This is a genomic window from Ureibacillus galli (assembly GCF_014836845.1).
Classification (GTDB): Bacteria; Bacillota; Bacilli; order Bacillales_A; family Planococcaceae; genus Ureibacillus; species Ureibacillus galli.
The window spans coordinates 24,132-39,387 of record NZ_JACSQA010000022.1 but is presented as its reverse complement, the minus strand read 5'-3'; the positions used below and the strand labels follow the sequence as shown (position 1 = coordinate 39,387).

Genomic DNA, 15,256 nt, shown 5'->3' with positions numbered 1-15,256 from the left:
TTGTTTTGTTTAATTTACATCATTTCTTTATTTGACATAGTAAATGACAACCTTCTAAAAGACTTTTCGTGAGTTTGAGTGGTATTAGTTAAGAAGTGTACAAATTTGAGAGCATGTTTTGAAAGCGAATCAAAACATGCTCTTTTTATTGTTTCTATCTAAAGATGCAACTAAACGAAAGTGAAATAAGTTAATCTCATTATTTATTAGCCAATGGCTGTTGCACGATTCCAATGACGTCCAATACGTAGGGCTTCAATGAAAGATTCCACGGTTTGGACAATTCCTTCGTCACCAGGTTGTACTTGTTGAGTAGAATTTGGTTGCACTAAAAGGGCAAGTGGTTTGTAATGATTGTATGTCTCATCAATGAAGTGGTTTAATTTATTTTTAGTTTTTGGATTATTAAACTTCCCTGCAATGATGACTCCGTCGTAAAGAACGGGAGAAGTTGTATCCATCGTATGGTCTACCGTAAATCCAAGAATGGTTTGTTGTTTATCACTAACTAATTCAACTGTTATTTTTTGAGCTTTTAATGCATTCATAATTTGGGCTAAGTCTTCGGTTGTCTCATTAATAATCATTGCTACCTTTTTTGTTTCTGTTGAGAATATAGGGTTGGCATACATGCTAACAGCAGGAGAAGTTTTGTTTATTTGAACATGTTGTTTGATTTTTGGCGGTTGAACTCCTACATTCATAGCAAGTTGTGTAGCTAAATCTACATCAACGTTCGCAAACATATCGACTACTTGCTGACGAATATCCACACGAGTTACTTTTCCTACCTCAAAACTAAAGGCTTTAAGAATATGTTCCTTTTCAATATCTGTCATACTTAACCAAAACATACGAGCTTGAGAAAAATGATCCTCGAATGATTTGCTTCTTGCCCGTATCTTTACACCTTCAACTTTCTCTTGATAATGTTCATATCCTCCATCATTAGGAGAAACTGGACTAGGTGTATTTTGTTGAATTGAATTTTTATGATAGCTTACAGGTCCGACGTTAATGGTTTGACGTCCATATCCATCTCGCTGATTATTATGGAATGGACATACTGGGCGATTGATAGGTAGCTCATGGAAGTTAGGACCACCTAACCGAATCAACTGTGTATCTGTATAAGAGAATAAACGTCCTTGTAGTAAAGGATCGTTTGAAAAATCAATGCCAGGTACAACATGTCCTACATGGAAAGCAACTTGTTCTGTTTCAGCAAAGAAATTATCTACATTTTTATTCAGTATCATTTTGCCTAAGATACGAACAGGTACTTCTTCCTCAGGCCAAATTTTCGTCGGATCTAGTATATCGAAGTCGAATTTGAATTCATCTTCTTCAGCTATTAGTTGGACACCTAGTTCGTATTCTGGGAAATTCCCTTGTTCGATGTTTTCATATAAATCACGACGATGGAAGTCAGGATCTTTTCCGGCAATTTTTTGGGCTTCATCCCAAACGAGTGAATGTACGCCTAATTTCGGTTTCCAATGGAATTTTACAAAATGGGATTTGCCCGCTGCATTGACAAAACGATACGTGTTTACGCCAAAACCTTCCATCATACGATAACTGCGAGGAATAGCACGGTCAGACAGATGCCACATTACCATATGGGCGCTTTCTTGATTGTTCGCGATAAAATCCCAGAAAGTGTCATGGGCACTTTGCGCTTGTGGAATTTCATTATGAGGTTCGGGTTTTACTGCATGTACAAAATCTGGAAATTTAATGGCATCCTGTACAAAGAAAACGGGAATATTATTGCCCACTAGATCATAATTTCCTTCCTCCGTATAAAATTTTGTAGCAAATCCACGAACATCACGTACAGTATCCGCAGAACCACGAGATCCTGCTACTGTAGAGAAACGAACGAAAACGGGTGTTTGTTTCCCTTTAGCTGATAAGAAGTTAGCTTTTGTGATGTCACTCGCATCTTCATAACATTCGAAAACACCGTGAGCAGCTGTTCCTCTTGCATGGACCACACGTTCTGGAATACGTTCATGGTCAAAGTGAGTCATCTTTTCTCGGAAATGGAAATCCTCCATAATCGTCGGACCACGTGAACCAATTTTCAATGAATGTTCATCTTCAGACACGAGTAGACCTTGATTTGTTGAAAGGGGTTTATTATTGTCATCCACCTTATACGCTTCCAATTGACGTAGTTTTTTATTACTCATGTAAAATTCCTCCATTTATCTAAATGTTGTAACTATTTAATGTATTCCTCGAATCAAATAGATGAAACCTCTAATTTGCGTAATCAATTGCTAGAATAATAGTTAGAATTGTTTGGAGTAGAAGGGTTTTAGAAGAATTTAAGGTAAATAGAAAAAAGTATAAATTACCTAATGGTTAGTGGGAAATTCTACGCAAATTCTAAGTTTTTGAATGAAGTCGTTTACTTAAAAAACTCCTTCATTCAAAAAGAACTAAGGAGCTTCTAGAATTTTTAAAGTATTAATATATTTAAAGTTGTTGTGGAGTGGGTGTTGGTTAGTCTTTAGAGGATTAGTATATTTTCATTAGAAAGTTTGAAGTTATTTTTACTTAGACTTGTCGCGAAAGACAGTAATATTTAGTTCTGGAATAACTGAAATCCTTCACTTTCATCTATTTTTATACTTTCATCGTATTTCTCTCATATTACTATTTAACTGGAGTAAGGAATGAAGAAAATTTAAAAAATTCACGACCAATACATTCGTCTAGTTCTCGCCATCAAGATTACATATGATGTATTGAAATGAATATGAGGAGGTGTTCGATTTGGGTAAAAACGTTGGTGGTGATTACGGTTACGGCGGTAACGACTATGGCAATGGCTCAGGCTTTGCATTACTAGTTGTTTTATTCATCCTATTAATTATTGTTGGTGCTTATTTCTGGAACGGTGGCTACGGTGGCTACTAATTAACCAGTGAGGGCCCTCCAATTTTGGAGGGCTTTTTCTTTTAATAAATTACTTTAAATGACCCGTGATGCGGTACATCAATAGGCATATCCTTTTTTAAATAATCTTTTAGTAGGAAGGGAACTGTACTAGCTGTTTCGTAAAGAATATCCCGATCTTTTAATAATGGGAAATCATAGCCAGTTAATCGATAACTGTTTAGGACAACCATATAATTTATTTCTTCTTTTATCGGCTCACCTTTAAAGGAAATATCCTTTACTCGATTTCCAATAGGATTCCTTATATCGATTGTATAAGAGAGACCTCCCCAAAAATCATACTGATAAGGTTGGGGCGTTCCAGGATAGACATTCGTCCGAAAATCGATTTCTCCATTTTTGTTCAAATCAAAAATCGCAGCACTACTTTCCATCAACTGCTTTATTTCAAATCCTGATAAGGAAATAACTTTAAGGGTATGTTCTCTCGTATTTAATACGATATCTCGGTTCGTAATGCTTCCTTTAAATCCTCCCTTTTCTAAGAAAGATAAATCACATACGGAAATTTGGGCACCTGTTGCCTTCATCTGCATGTCATGAAGCAGCTGTATATAAGGGTGGCTCGATAAACGAGCATTTAATAATCCTTGGTATGTATAATCTTGTACTATGTAAGTAATTTCTTCATCTAACCATTGCTCTACCTCTGAAGGATAGGATGGCTGGATAGCTTTTAACTGGTGGAATTTAGCGAGACTTTGTTTCATTTCACCGTGGAAGTTTACTTGAATTTCGATAAAGCCTTTTCCGTGGGAAGCCGGCTGAACCGTTAATGTTTGGCGAATCCTCTTATTGAAATATAAATGTTGATGTCCTGTTATAAGGAGGTCGATATCTTCCGTTAACTCTAAAATTTCATTTGCTTCATTTTCACCTATACGTTCTTGAAAAACATCTCCTGTTAAAGGGTCTTCTGAGAATCCACCATGATAGGAAACGATTAAATAATCGGGTTTTTCATAAGTCTTTACAAAAGTAACCCAATGTTGAATCGACTTTAGAGCGGATTGGAATGGAAGTTCAGTTAAATATCCGTGTTCATCCCATAGTGGGGTGAATTGGGTTGTAGCACCAATGACAATAAATTTTTTTCCTTCAATGATTTTGGTGAAATAGGGTTTGGAAAAGTTCCCAATATTACAACTAATCCAAGGAAATTGAAATTGGGAGTGTAACTTTTTGATTTTCGGAAGATGGTCATTCAATTCGTGGTTACCGTAAACTGCCACATCATACAATTCGTTTGCAAGGGTAATCATAGGATGGATTTCCTTGTAATTTATATGCTTGTAATAAAATGTGGCTGGGCTACCGTCTAAAAAGTCTCCATTATCGATGACTAAATCGGCTTTTAAACTTTTCATTTGATGAAATAGTTGCTCAAAACGATCTAATCTACCATGTAAGTCACTCGTAATTAAAATGGTTATCGTCATAAACCTCACCTCTGTATTTTTTGTTATAGCATAATTTGAATTTTGAATCAGTAGATTTTTTATTTTTCATATGTAAAACAAAGTAGAATAAGGGTTTAAAAGGGTATGAATTGGAAAAGGCGATTTTATTCATTTACATAATCCTGGGGAGTATGCTAAACTAATTCCAGAAGATAAAAACTATATATTGTGTTCATTTTTGTTAGGTACTACTATATGTAGTTTAAAAGGGAAGTTCGGTCAGAATCCCGACGCTGCCCCCGCAACTGTGAAGCTGACGAAGATTTTTAATGCCACTGTGCATTTGCATGGGAAGGGAATCGGAGAATGAAGCTAAGCCAGGAGACCTGCCTATAAAAATGCGATGACATTTCTTCGGGGATTGAGAAATGGAGACGTTACTATTTTTCAATTTTACGAACGTTTCCATTAAGGCTATTTCTTTTCGAAGAGATAGCCTTTTATTATTTTAACGTTCGAATTACGTTTGTAAAAGCTGATTAGCGCAAATACAAAACTTTGTCTAACATCAGCAATTAATATAAGTTTAATAGATTTAAGAAAGAGGGATTAGTATGATGAAACTATTTACGAAAACAATTTGCCCAAAATGTATGTGGGTAAAAACAGAAATACAACAAGCAGGATTAGACGTAGAGATTATTAATATTGATCATAATGAAACTGAAAAACAACGGTTAATCGATGCGGGCTTTTTAACAGTCCCTGTTTTAGAACATGAAGGGAAGTTTATTGGAGATGTAAATGAAATCATCTCCCACATCGAGTTGGTTCATCAATGATTGCTTATGCAAGTCGAACTGGAAACGTACGATATATCGTTTCTAAAATAGAAGCGGAATCTATTGAAATTTGCGAAGATTTACAGATAGACAAGCCCTATCTATTAGTTACTTATACGGATGGCTTCGGAGATATTCCAACGAAGGTTTCTCGCTTTTTAGAACAAAATGAAGCCCATTGTAAAGGAGTAGTGGTAAGTGGTAATAGCAATTTTGGACCTCGCAATTTCGGTGGTGCCGGGGAAAAAATAGCTGCCAAGTATCAAATTCCTTTAGTAAGGAAATTAGATTTACGTGGTTACCAAGCAGATTATGAAGCAATTCAACAGTTTTATGAAACGAGGGTACTTGTATGAAGACATATTTAAAGTTAAATAATGATGTGTTAAATCGTTACAGCTCTACGGGGCAATTGGAATTAGAAAAGGATCGAGAGGCGACACGTCGTTACTTTTTAGAGTATGTAAACGTTCGACTACGTTACTTTATCGACGTAGAAGAAAAAATTCGTTACTTAGTAGATGAAGGGTACTATGAGAAAGAATTTATCGAGCTTTATGATATGGATTTTATTAAAAAATTGTATAAAAAGGCATATGATTACAACTTCCGGTTCCCATCTTTTATGAGTGCAAGTAAGTTTTATGATAGCTACGCTTTGAAAAGCCGTGACGGAGAAGAAATTCTAGAAAAATATGAAGATCGAATTGTCATTATTGCTTTGTATTTAGCTCAAGGTGACAAATCCCTTGCTGAACGAGCGGTGGAAGCGATGATGGAAGCTTATCAACCTGCTACGCCAACAGCATTAAACAGTGGGAAAAGAGCTCGTGGTGAGTTAGTAAGCTGTTTTAAATTATCGATGGATGACTCGATGAATAGTATTGCTGAAAATATTGGGTACTGTTTAGAACTATCCCGTTTAGGTGGAGGAGTTGGGGTTAACTTAACGGATTTACGTCCCCTTGGCGATCCGATTAAAGGAATATTAAACCGTGCAAGTGGTGTTATTCCAGTGGCAAAGCTGTTAGAAAATGCTTTTAGTTATTCCAACCAATTAGGACAACGAAATGGTTCTGGTGTTGTATATTTAAATATTTTCCATGGTGATATAGAAAACTTTATTTCTTCCAAGAAGCCAAATGCGGACGATAAAATCCGATTAGCAACTTTATCAACGGGTATTATTATTCCAAGTATTTTCTTTGAACTAATGAAACGTGATAAAGATATCGTATTATTTAGCCCTTATGATATTTATAGAGAATATGGGAAACGTATGTCGGAAATATCCATCTCCGAAATGTATTATGAATTATTAGATAACCCAAATATCAGAAAAATTAAACGATTAAATGCGCGCAGACTTTATACAGAAGTGAAAAAAGCCCAATTTGAATCGGGTTATCCTTTTGAAATTTTTGATGACAATGTAAATGATGTTCATCCATTGAAAAACATTGGACGAGTTAAAATGTCTAATCTTTGTACAGAAATACTTCAAGTACAAGAGACAAGCGTCATTACTGACCAAGGAGAGCCAAATGAATACGGGTTAGATGTCTCTTGTAATTTAGGTTCCATCGACATCCATGCCGCAAGTAAGGCGGATGACTTTGGTCAACTAGTTGATACGGCAATGCGTTTACTAACGAACGTATCACAGATGACGTATATTCAAAATGTGCCGTCTATTGCGAAAGCGAACCAAATTATGCATTCTGTTGGGCTTGGTGCAATGAATCTACACGGTCATCTAGTGACGCAAGGAATTCTTTATGGTTCGAAGGATTCGATTGACTTCATGGATTGCTTTATGGAAGCAATGAACTATTATTCCTTAAAAACATCTATGGAAATTGCGAAAGAGCGAGGAGAAACATTCCATCGATTTGAAGAAAGCGAATATGCATCAGGTGCTTACTTTAAACAATATGTGGAGAAGGAAGAAAAAGAGCTTTCTCCGGTAGTATTAAACGCCCTTGGTAAGGTGCCTGTTATTACAAAACAGATGTGGCAAAATTTAAAAGAAGAAGTAATGAAACATGGCCTGTTCCATTCTTATCGATTAGCTATCGCACCAACAGGAAGCATTTCTTATATTCGTAGCTGTACAGCGTCGATCGCACCTTGTACTGAAAGAGTGGAGGTTCGGGATTACGCAGATAGTCGTACAATTTACCCGATGCCGCATTTAAATAATGATAATGCACACCTTTATGTGGAAGCTTATGATGTAAATGCCTATGACCTAATCGATTTATATGCAGCTGCCCAAAAACATGTCGATCAAGGAATCTCTATGACCCTATACGTAACAGATGCTTGGACAACGGAGCAACTAGCGAAAATTTATATTTACGCATGGTCGCGCGGAATTAAGTCCGTTTACTATGTCCGTCAACGTTTACAAACATTAGAGGAGTGTGTCGCATGTCAAATCTAGTTTATGAGGCAGTCAATTGGAATAAACCAACGAGTGAATTAGCTCAAATTTTTTGGGATCAGCAATGGAAGCAAATTTGGTTTCCCGAAGAAATAGCTGTAAGTAAAGATATTAAACAATGGCAAAGTTTCGAGCATCAAGAAACTTATAAGAAGGTTTTTGCAGGTCTTACTTTACTTGATACGGTGCAAACGAATATTGGTATGAATCAAATCGCTACTTATGCAACGGATTTACAAGAGAAAGCGGTATTTACAGTGTTTGGTGCTTTTGAAGCGATTCATGCTAAATCTTACTCTTATATTTTCACAACTCTTTGTACGAATTCAGAGATTGATGAGTTATTCGAATGGGTAAAAAAGAATGAATATCTTCAATATAAAGCAAGTAAAATTAGCGATATTTATAACAGCATAGAAGAAGGTAACGCCGAATCTTTATGGAAAGCGATGTTCTCTTCCGTTATGCTAGAATCTTTCCTATTTTACTCAGGATTTTTCTATCCTTTATATTTAGGTGGACAAGGGATTCTGCGCAACTCGGCAGAAGTGATTTCCTTAATTTTACGTGACGAGTCAATCCATGGGGTTGCGGTAGGCTTTTTCGCTCAAAATTTATTTAAACAATTTTCTACTGAAAAACAGGATGAGCTAAAGGTTTGGGGATATGAGTTACTACTAGATTTATACCATAATGAAATGGCTTATACAGATGATGTCTATGCAGAAACGGGATTATCACCTGAAGTGAAGTCATATGTTCGATACAATGCAAATAAAGCCCTTATGAATGTTGGTTTTGACCCAATGTTCCCAGAAGAAGAAGTGAATCCAATCGTAATGAACGGCATTCGCAACGAAGGATCGACATACGACTTCTTCTCACAAAAAGGGTCAACTTACGCGAAAGCAAAAGTAGCCCCGATTACAGATGATACATTCAATTTTGGTGAAAGAAAGTAAATTAGCTTTTAAAAATGGAATTGCTTTAAAAGGAATTTATCCTAAATTCGTAGAAGTATAAAATAATCGAATTTTGCACTCACTGAAGGGGGAGAACATGAAAACTCATGAAGAGGAAGGTAAAGTATTAGGGATTGCCTATAATGTAATTCCGGTTAAGGACATAGAGAAATCTGCGAATTGGTTTGTAGAAAATCTTGGCTTTAATATAAGGCATAAAACAGAGGAGTCCATCAGTTTATTTATTGGAAATAGACCGATTCTTTACCTGCTTAAAAGTGATCATGATTCAAGAGCAGTATTTGAAGTAGCGGGTAGAAAAAAAGGGTTACTACCTTTTTTACGAATGATATTGAAAGTCTCCATAAAAAATTATTATCAAAGAAATTGACTGTAGGAAAAATAAGCTATGAAGTGATAACGGTAGTTTTTTCACCTTAGAAGATTTAGATGGTAATTTATATGATATATGGGAACACCATGACTGTGAGTTGAATTTTTAACTTCTATCTATACAACGAGTAGCTTCCTATGAAGTGAAATTTATAAAGACATGAAAAGAATCCATTTTATTTGAAATGGATTCTTTTTTGTTTATGAAAGACAGTTTGCTAGTTCAAAATGTAAGCTGTTTTTACTATTTAGTTAATGTATAATTGTGGTAATTGTTACGGGAATATTTTAATGCATAGCATCTGTTGATAGAAGAACAAGGGGTGTAAATAATGAGAGCTGTTATTCAAAATCGGTTTGGGGATACAGAAGTTCTACAATATTCAGAAGTCGAAAAACCATCTATTCAAGAAGGAGAAGTGTTAATAAAGGTTGCTTATACGAGCGTCAATTACGCAGATATAAAAAAACGTGTAGGGAACAAGGGGAAAGGGAACTTTCCGATGATGTTAGGACTCGATTGTGCTGGGGTGATCGAGGAAGTGGCTGGAGATTCTTCCTTTTCTAAAGGAGATCGGGTTATCGCCTTTCCAAAGTCAGGGTCTTATGCGGAATATGTCATTGCCAATGAAGACCTTGTTTATAAAATTCCAGATAGCCTTTCCTTTGAACAGGCAGCGGCTATGCCAACTGTATCGATATTGTCTTATATGTTATTGCATGAGATCGGTCAGGTGAAGGCAACCGATACAATTGTGATCCATAGCGCGGCAGGTGGAGTTGGATCGATGTTGATACAACTGGCAAAACTAGCACAAGTCTCAAAAATTATCGCTACAGTAGGGAATATTAGAAAAAAGGATTATTGTTTAAATTTAGGTGCGGACGTTGTTTATACATATGAAACGTTTACCGAAGAAGTTTTAACTTTAACAAATCAAAAGGGAGCAAATATAATATTTGACTCAATGGCAGGGGAAGTAACAACGAAAAGTATGGAGTGTTTAGCTTTATATGGCACCCTTGTTCAATTTGGAAATAGCAGCGGTAAGGCAGGTATTTTTCAAACGAGCGATGTGCATAGTAGTTGTCGGAATGTAAGAGGATTTAGTTTAGGAACAACAAGACAATATGATCCAAATCGTTTAAAACCTGTAGCAGAAAAAGTAATCGAACTATTTGCAAAGGGAGAAATTCAACTACCGATTGCGAAAGTTTTTCCTCTGGAAAAGGTACAGGAAGCACATCAATTCATGGAAGGTCGCCAATATGAAGGGAAAATATTAATCAAAATATAGAACAGCTTGTCTTCTTCAGTAAAATAGTTCCGTTAAATAGGGAGGACCACGTGAGAATAATATTTTAAGAGGAAGAAGGCTTTATGCAATGTTAACAGCTATAAATAAACACCTCCAAAAATTAATGCCGATATTAACACCGCTTAGTTTGGTAATAGGTGTTTTACTTGAGGATATAGGTGGACATTTATTATTTTTAGTTCCATGGTTATTTGCCTTTATGACCTTTGCAGGCAGTTTAAGTATGAATTTCCAAGGATTACGTAGTTTTATGAAATACCCGAAGGTGATTTTAATCACTATCGCTTTTTTACATATTCTTATGCCAATATGGGCGTATTTTATAGCGGAGACTTTTTTTAACGATCATTACTTAACGATTGGATTTGTCTTATCTGTCGCAGTCCCAACGGGCATTACAAGTTTTATATGGGTGAGTATTTGTAGAGGTCACCTGGCTCTTTGTTTATCTATTATTTTAATCGATACAATTCTTTCACCTGTCGTTATACCGCTATTAGTTCATTTTGTAGTCGGTCAAAGCATTGAAATTGAAACGATGTCGATTATGCTTGATTTACTTTGGATGATTGTGATCCCATCAATCGTAGCGGTTTTACTGAATGAGTGGACTAAAGGGAAAATCAACACTACTGTAGGCAAACCCCTTGCCCCTTTTCAAAAAATTAGTCTCTTTTTAATTGTCATGATTAATAGTAGTGCTATTGCGCCTTTTTTGAAAAACATTACTTGGGGAATATTCGGAATTATTGTAGTTGTGATGCTACTGGCCATTTCTGGTTATGTAATGTGCTTATGGTTAGGACACTTCCTATTTAAAAATCCCGAAGTTATAACGACTGTTGTTTTTACAGGGGGAATGCGTAATATTGCTGTAGGGGTCGTCATTGCAAGTACATACTTTCCACCGAAAGTGATGATGCCTGTTGTATTTGGGATGTTATTTCAACAAATACTTGCATCCCAGTTTAGTAGAATCACTGAAAAATATAAAGTGAAATATTACCCGAATAGCTATTAAAGTAATAACTATTAAGAAAGGGAGTGAACAGATGGGGAAGCCGAGAATTTCTATAATCCCATATAGCAGTACATATGCAACACAGACTGTGGAAATGTGGAGGAATAGTAAAGAGAACGCCATCGGACAAAAAGAAGGGCATAGTTTTGATGACCATCTTTATTTCTTAAATGATTTATTACCTAAAGAGTATAAAGTTGAACTGGCCCTAATTGATTACCATGTAGTTGGAATGATTGCTTACAATGAGCATGAATTAGCCAGCTTTATATTCATTTAGATTATCAAGGTCTAGGCATTGGTTCCGTTTTATTAGCGAGGGCAAAAGAACGGTCTTCTGGAAAATTAACTTTATACACATTTGAAGTAAATAAACAGGCACAAGCTTTTTATGAAAAACATGGGTTTCGAATAATTGGTAGAGGACATGAAAATGAAGAAGGTTTACCTGATATTCTTTATGAATGGAAGTTAGATACCTCCCATTGAAGAGTGTAGCTCTTTTTCCAATGTAAATTTTATAGAGTTCATAAATTTTGTAATGTCCATTTAGCATTATCAATTCCTCTTTTGTATTAATGGACGATAGGGGTGGTATTTTGAAAAAACTAACTTACTTTCACCCGTTAGTTTGGAGTATTTTATTTGGAACGATTTTTACAAGAGCCGCTAGTTTCATGACGTTGCCCTTTTTAGCTTTGTACTTGCAGCGGGAATTACATGCTTCCCCGTTAATGATTGGGATAACCCTTGGAGTGGCACAACTTTTTGCAACCTTTGGTGGTCTTTTTGGCGGATTTTTAACAGATAAAGTGGGGAGAAAACTTGTCATTCTATTTACCATTTTTGTTTGGAGTGGTGTGTTTTTTGGTTTTGCCCTATTCAATAGCATACCGGTATTTATCGTGCTTAGTTCTTTAAACGGTTTATGTAGATCGTTTTTCGAACCTGCTAGCCAGGCTTTAATGATTGATTTTACAGAAAAGGAGAAAAGGAGAAGGTTATTTTCGGTCCGATATACAGCTATAAATGTTGCAGGTGTCATTGGTCCTGTGTTAGGTGTTTGGATTTCAAATCTATCAAGTCCATCCATGCCTTTTATTATAACCGGTAGTATCTATGCTACTTACGGAATCATTCTTATTTTCCTGTTAAATCACTTCGAAATGCGTCAACAGCTGGCAAGGGAAAGGCAAACTTTGTTCCAAATGTTCAAAGTGGTTGGTACCGATACAAAGCTACTTTTATTGATAGCAGGAGGGATGTTAATCAATCTCGGTTACTCCCAATATGATTCCACTCTGCCCCAATTTGTTAATTTGTCTATTGAAGACGGAGTTGAATTATTCTCTGTTTTACTTGTTACGAACGCTGCCGTTGTTTTATTGTTACAGCTGCCAATTAGTATATATAGTGAAAAAATTTCAATGTTAAAGTGTCTAGTAATCGGAATGTGTTTCTTTGCAGCAGGTTTTGTTTTATTTAATATGGCTACGAATTGGCCATTTTTCATTGGCGCCATGGTGATTTTTACCATAGGTGAGATATTTGCTTTTCCAATGATGAACGCCATGATCGAGGAGATAGCGCCAGACACACAAAAGGCCACTTACTTAGGAGCATCGCAATTGAAAAATATTGGTGGTTTTATTGGACCAGTCTTTGGTGGATGGCTTCTTATTCATTTCCAGGGCGAGATTTATTTTGTTATTGCGGTCCTTATGTTAGCAAGCTTAATTTTTTACAAGAAGGCATTAGCAAAAAGTAGCTGAAATCAAAAATTGGGGGTTAGAAAAATGGATGCAAAATATCCTATCGGACAGTTTAGTTGTAATGAAACTATTTCAAATCAGGTATTGGAACAATGGATTCATGACATCAAAACATTTCCAACTAGACTGATTGAAACAGTAAAGGAACTTACGGAAGAACAGCTTGCAAAAACGTACCGAGAAGGTAGTTGGACCGTTCGTCAGCTCGTTCACCATATTGCAGATAGTCACTTGAATTCGTACATGCGATTTAAATTGGCATTGACGGAAGAAAACCCGACCATCAAGCCTTATGTGGAACAAAAATGGGCTGCTCTTGCAGATTCCCAATTACCGATTCATGTATCATTAATACTTATTGAAGCTTTACATGAACGATGGGGATATTTATTAGAAAGTTTAACGGAAGAACAGTTAAACAGAACATTTATACATCCAGACTCAGGTGCGATTCCGTTAAAAGAGAACATTGGTGTCTATGCTTGGCATGGAAATCATCATTTAGCTCATATCCAACTGGCATTAAAAGAAGAAAGTCGATCCGTTTAAAGGGTCGACGTTTTTTTCTTATAACACCTATATTTGGCAAAGGGAACTTTGTGTATGAGAGCTTTTTCCTTTTGATAATAGTTTATACTAAAAGGGACGAATCTTTTTCTTGTAATAGAACGTCATTATTAAAATGGGAAAAGGAGGTTGCGATAATGTTTAAGGTTTATAGAATCGTACATATTATATGGACAGCAATTTTTGCTTTTTACGTTTCGATTCCAATCTTGGAAAATGGAAGCTTAGAAAAGGCGGTTTATGTGGATGCTTTATTTGTCTTGCTTTGGATTTTAGGAGTTATCTTCCTATTTATTAAGAAATTAACGAAAATTGGCTTTATATTAACATTAATGCCATTACTATATGCCATTGTCATTTTTATTATATAATCTTTTGACATAACACCTTCTGGTTATATATAATCTAAATAACACCTATAGGTTTTATATTAGAAGAAGGAGTATCATGCCATGACGGAATATTTACCAGATATTACACAAAAGGTTTTAATTCAGGCACCAATTGAAAAAGTGTGGAGCTATGTTTCTACTGCTGAAGGGATTTCAAAATGGTTTATGCCAAGTGATTTTAAATTGGAAGAAGGATTTGAATTTACCATTCAGTCTCCCTTTGGTCCATCTCCATGTAAAGTACTTGAAATTGAAGAGCGAAAGAAAATTTCGATTCAATGGGATACAGATGGATGGGTATTAACTTTTTTATTAAAAGAAATTGGAAATGATACCGAATTTACGGTCGTCCATGGTGGCTGGAAAGAAAAAGATGCAATCGTTGCAAAAGCACAACGTCCTCAATCGGTCATTCGCGATACGATGAACAAAGGTTGGGAAGGCATTGTTCAAAAATTAAAACAGCTGGTGGAAGTTTAATGAGCCAAGCAGTCCAAAAAGTTGATGTATTTCAGGCAATAGCTGATCCGACGAGGAGAGACGTGCTTCACCTATTATCAGAAAGAAATCAATCGATTGCTGAAATCTCTTCCCACTTCGATATTAGTCGTACAGCGGTTGTAAAGCATTTAAATGTTTTAACTGAGGCAGGGTTAGTTCGAGGGGAAAAAAATGGTCGAGAAAAAATATATTATTTGCAGTTTGAACCATTAAAAGAATTAAAAGATTGGTTAGCTTACTACGAGCAATTCTGGCATAACAAATTAACAAAGCTGAAGTTTGTAGTGGAAAATGATCAGTAAAAATTTGCTACCTTTAAGGTAGCTTTTTTATTTTTAAATTTAAAAAGAATCTATTTTGAAAAGAAACTTCTCAAAATAGATTCTTTCTGTTTAGATATAGAGTCTTAAATTACCACCAAAAAGCATTAGCAAGAACGATGCCCGCAATTGCACCAATAGCAATACCGACACCTAATCCACTTCCGCCCCAGCCCCAATAACCAATACCATAGCCACCGAAACCACCTTCGGGCATAATCCATACCATATCCCGTTCTACTCGAGTAATTCTTCCTACATGTCTTCGACCACTTTTTTCAATAATACAAACTTTTTTGCCCTTGTGACGACAACATAGTTCGTAGATTTGTCTAGGATGCATCTTTA

The 15,256-nt window shown here is 35.9% G+C and carries 16 protein-coding genes, 1 pseudogene and 1 riboswitch; of the genes and pseudogenes, 14 read left to right on the top strand and 3 right to left on the bottom strand.

What is annotated here, in order from left to right:
• Nucleotides 1-206: 206 nt before the first annotated feature.
• Complete coding sequence (locus tag H9636_RS13575) at nucleotides 207-2,198, bottom strand: catalase (protein WP_404817758.1); 1,992 nt, start codon at nucleotides 2,196-2,198, stop codon at nucleotides 207-209.
• A 589-nt stretch (nucleotides 2,199-2,787) separates the two neighbouring features.
• On the opposite strand from H9636_RS13575, the gene H9636_RS13570 reads away from it, so the two are divergent.
• Nucleotides 2,788-2,931, top strand: a complete 144-nt coding sequence (locus tag H9636_RS13570) for a YjcZ family sporulation protein (RefSeq protein ID WP_191708112.1) — start codon at nucleotides 2,788-2,790, stop codon at nucleotides 2,929-2,931.
• Between the two features lie 41 nt (nucleotides 2,932-2,972).
• Here the strand turns inward: H9636_RS13570 and H9636_RS13565 are convergent, their stop codons facing one another.
• Nucleotides 2,973-4,412, bottom strand: a complete 1,440-nt coding sequence (locus H9636_RS13565; RefSeq protein ID WP_191708111.1) for a bifunctional metallophosphatase/5'-nucleotidase — start codon at nucleotides 4,410-4,412, stop codon at nucleotides 2,973-2,975.
• 186 nt (nucleotides 4,413-4,598) lie between these two features.
• Nucleotides 4,599-4,781: riboswitch (cobalamin riboswitch) on the top strand.
• A gap of 206 nt (nucleotides 4,782-4,987) precedes the next feature.
• Here H9636_RS13565 and H9636_RS13560 point away from each other — a divergent pair.
• From H9636_RS13560 to H9636_RS13500, 13 genes and pseudogenes are all read left to right on the top strand, one after another.
• Entirely contained in the window at nucleotides 4,988-5,215 is a 228-nt protein-coding gene (locus tag H9636_RS13560; RefSeq protein ID WP_225230228.1) for a glutaredoxin family protein, read from the top strand.
• On the top strand, nucleotides 5,212-5,571 hold the full coding sequence (gene nrdI / locus H9636_RS13555) for a class Ib ribonucleoside-diphosphate reductase assembly flavoprotein NrdI (RefSeq protein WP_191708110.1): 360 nt from the start codon (nucleotides 5,212-5,214) through the stop codon (nucleotides 5,569-5,571). Before H9636_RS13560 ends, nrdI begins: the two co-directional genes overlap by 4 nt.
• Nucleotides 5,568-7,661: a class 1b ribonucleoside-diphosphate reductase subunit alpha gene (nrdE, locus tag H9636_RS13550; RefSeq protein ID WP_191708109.1), complete on the top strand. Its 2,094-nt coding sequence runs from the start codon at nucleotides 5,568-5,570 to the stop codon at nucleotides 7,659-7,661. Before nrdI ends, nrdE begins: the two co-directional genes overlap by 4 nt.
• The gene (gene nrdF / locus H9636_RS13545; protein ID WP_191708108.1) at nucleotides 7,649-8,623 is read left to right on the top strand and encodes a class 1b ribonucleoside-diphosphate reductase subunit beta; all 975 of its coding nucleotides are present in this window, start codon (nucleotides 7,649-7,651) and stop codon (nucleotides 8,621-8,623) included. Before nrdE ends, nrdF begins: the two co-directional genes overlap by 13 nt.
• Before the next feature lie 97 nt (nucleotides 8,624-8,720).
• A complete protein-coding gene (locus tag H9636_RS13540; RefSeq protein WP_225230227.1) occupies nucleotides 8,721-9,014 on the top strand; it encodes a VOC family protein in 294 nt (97 codons plus the stop codon).
• 334 nt (nucleotides 9,015-9,348) lie between these two features.
• The gene (locus H9636_RS13535; protein ID WP_191708107.1) at nucleotides 9,349-10,314 is read left to right on the top strand and encodes a quinone oxidoreductase family protein; all 966 of its coding nucleotides are present in this window, start codon (nucleotides 9,349-9,351) and stop codon (nucleotides 10,312-10,314) included.
• Between the two features lie 88 nt (nucleotides 10,315-10,402).
• A complete protein-coding gene (locus tag H9636_RS13530) occupies nucleotides 10,403-11,356 on the top strand; it encodes a bile acid:sodium symporter family protein (RefSeq protein ID WP_191708106.1) in 954 nt (317 codons plus the stop codon).
• Nucleotides 11,357-11,387: 31 nt separating this feature from the next.
• Nucleotides 11,388-11,845: pseudogene (locus H9636_RS13525) on the top strand (GNAT family N-acetyltransferase).
• A gap of 110 nt (nucleotides 11,846-11,955) precedes the next feature.
• Nucleotides 11,956-13,128, top strand: a complete 1,173-nt coding sequence (locus tag H9636_RS13520) for an MDR family MFS transporter (RefSeq protein ID WP_225230226.1) — start codon at nucleotides 11,956-11,958, stop codon at nucleotides 13,126-13,128.
• Between the two features lie 24 nt (nucleotides 13,129-13,152).
• On the top strand, nucleotides 13,153-13,677 hold the full coding sequence (locus tag H9636_RS13515; RefSeq protein WP_191708104.1) for a YfiT family bacillithiol transferase: 525 nt from the start codon (nucleotides 13,153-13,155) through the stop codon (nucleotides 13,675-13,677).
• A gap of 155 nt (nucleotides 13,678-13,832) precedes the next feature.
• Nucleotides 13,833-14,066: a hypothetical protein gene (locus tag H9636_RS13510; protein WP_191708103.1), complete on the top strand. Its 234-nt coding sequence runs from the start codon at nucleotides 13,833-13,835 to the stop codon at nucleotides 14,064-14,066.
• Nucleotides 14,067-14,147: 81 nt separating this feature from the next.
• Nucleotides 14,148-14,567 (top strand): SRPBCC family protein, encoded by a 420-nt coding sequence (locus H9636_RS13505; protein ID WP_191708102.1) that lies wholly within the window; start codon nucleotides 14,148-14,150, stop codon nucleotides 14,565-14,567.
• Nucleotides 14,567-14,890: an ArsR/SmtB family transcription factor gene (locus tag H9636_RS13500; protein ID WP_191708101.1), complete on the top strand. Its 324-nt coding sequence runs from the start codon at nucleotides 14,567-14,569 to the stop codon at nucleotides 14,888-14,890. Before H9636_RS13505 ends, H9636_RS13500 begins: the two co-directional genes overlap by 1 nt.
• Before the next feature lie 109 nt (nucleotides 14,891-14,999).
• Here H9636_RS13500 and H9636_RS13495 read toward each other — a convergent pair whose 3' ends face one another.
• On the bottom strand, nucleotides 15,000-15,251 hold the full coding sequence (locus tag H9636_RS13495; protein WP_191708100.1) for a hypothetical protein: 252 nt from the start codon (nucleotides 15,249-15,251) through the stop codon (nucleotides 15,000-15,002).
• Between the last annotated feature and the right edge of the window lie 5 nt (nucleotides 15,252-15,256).

Excerpts from the sequence above, each read along its gene's own strand:
- H9636_RS13575 (WP_404817758.1), bottom strand. The coding sequence starts at position 2,198 with ATGAGTAATAAAAAACTACGTCAATTGGAAGCGTATAAGGTGGATGAC.
- H9636_RS13565 (WP_191708111.1), bottom strand. The coding sequence starts at position 4,412 with ATGACGATAACCATTTTAATTACGAGTGACTTACATGGTAGATTAGAT.
- H9636_RS13560 (WP_225230228.1), top strand. The coding sequence starts at position 4,988 with ATGATGAAACTATTTACGAAAACAATTTGCCCAAAATGTATGTGGGTA.
- nrdI (WP_191708110.1), top strand. The coding sequence starts at position 5,212 with ATGATTGCTTATGCAAGTCGAACTGGAAACGTACGATATATCGTTTCT.
- nrdE (WP_191708109.1), top strand. The coding sequence starts at position 5,568 with ATGAAGACATATTTAAAGTTAAATAATGATGTGTTAAATCGTTACAGC.
- nrdF (WP_191708108.1), top strand. The coding sequence starts at position 7,649 with ATGTCAAATCTAGTTTATGAGGCAGTCAATTGGAATAAACCAACGAGT.
- H9636_RS13540 (WP_225230227.1), top strand. The coding sequence starts at position 8,721 with ATGAAAACTCATGAAGAGGAAGGTAAAGTATTAGGGATTGCCTATAAT.
- H9636_RS13535 (WP_191708107.1), top strand. The coding sequence starts at position 9,349 with ATGAGAGCTGTTATTCAAAATCGGTTTGGGGATACAGAAGTTCTACAA.
- H9636_RS13530 (WP_191708106.1), top strand. The coding sequence starts at position 10,403 with ATGTTAACAGCTATAAATAAACACCTCCAAAAATTAATGCCGATATTA.
- H9636_RS13515 (WP_191708104.1), top strand. The coding sequence starts at position 13,153 with ATGGATGCAAAATATCCTATCGGACAGTTTAGTTGTAATGAAACTATT.
- H9636_RS13510 (WP_191708103.1), top strand. The coding sequence starts at position 13,833 with ATGTTTAAGGTTTATAGAATCGTACATATTATATGGACAGCAATTTTT.
- H9636_RS13505 (WP_191708102.1), top strand. The coding sequence starts at position 14,148 with ATGACGGAATATTTACCAGATATTACACAAAAGGTTTTAATTCAGGCA.
- H9636_RS13500 (WP_191708101.1), top strand. The coding sequence starts at position 14,567 with ATGAGCCAAGCAGTCCAAAAAGTTGATGTATTTCAGGCAATAGCTGAT.
- H9636_RS13495 (WP_191708100.1), bottom strand. The coding sequence starts at position 15,251 with ATGCATCCTAGACAAATCTACGAACTATGTTGTCGTCACAAGGGCAAA.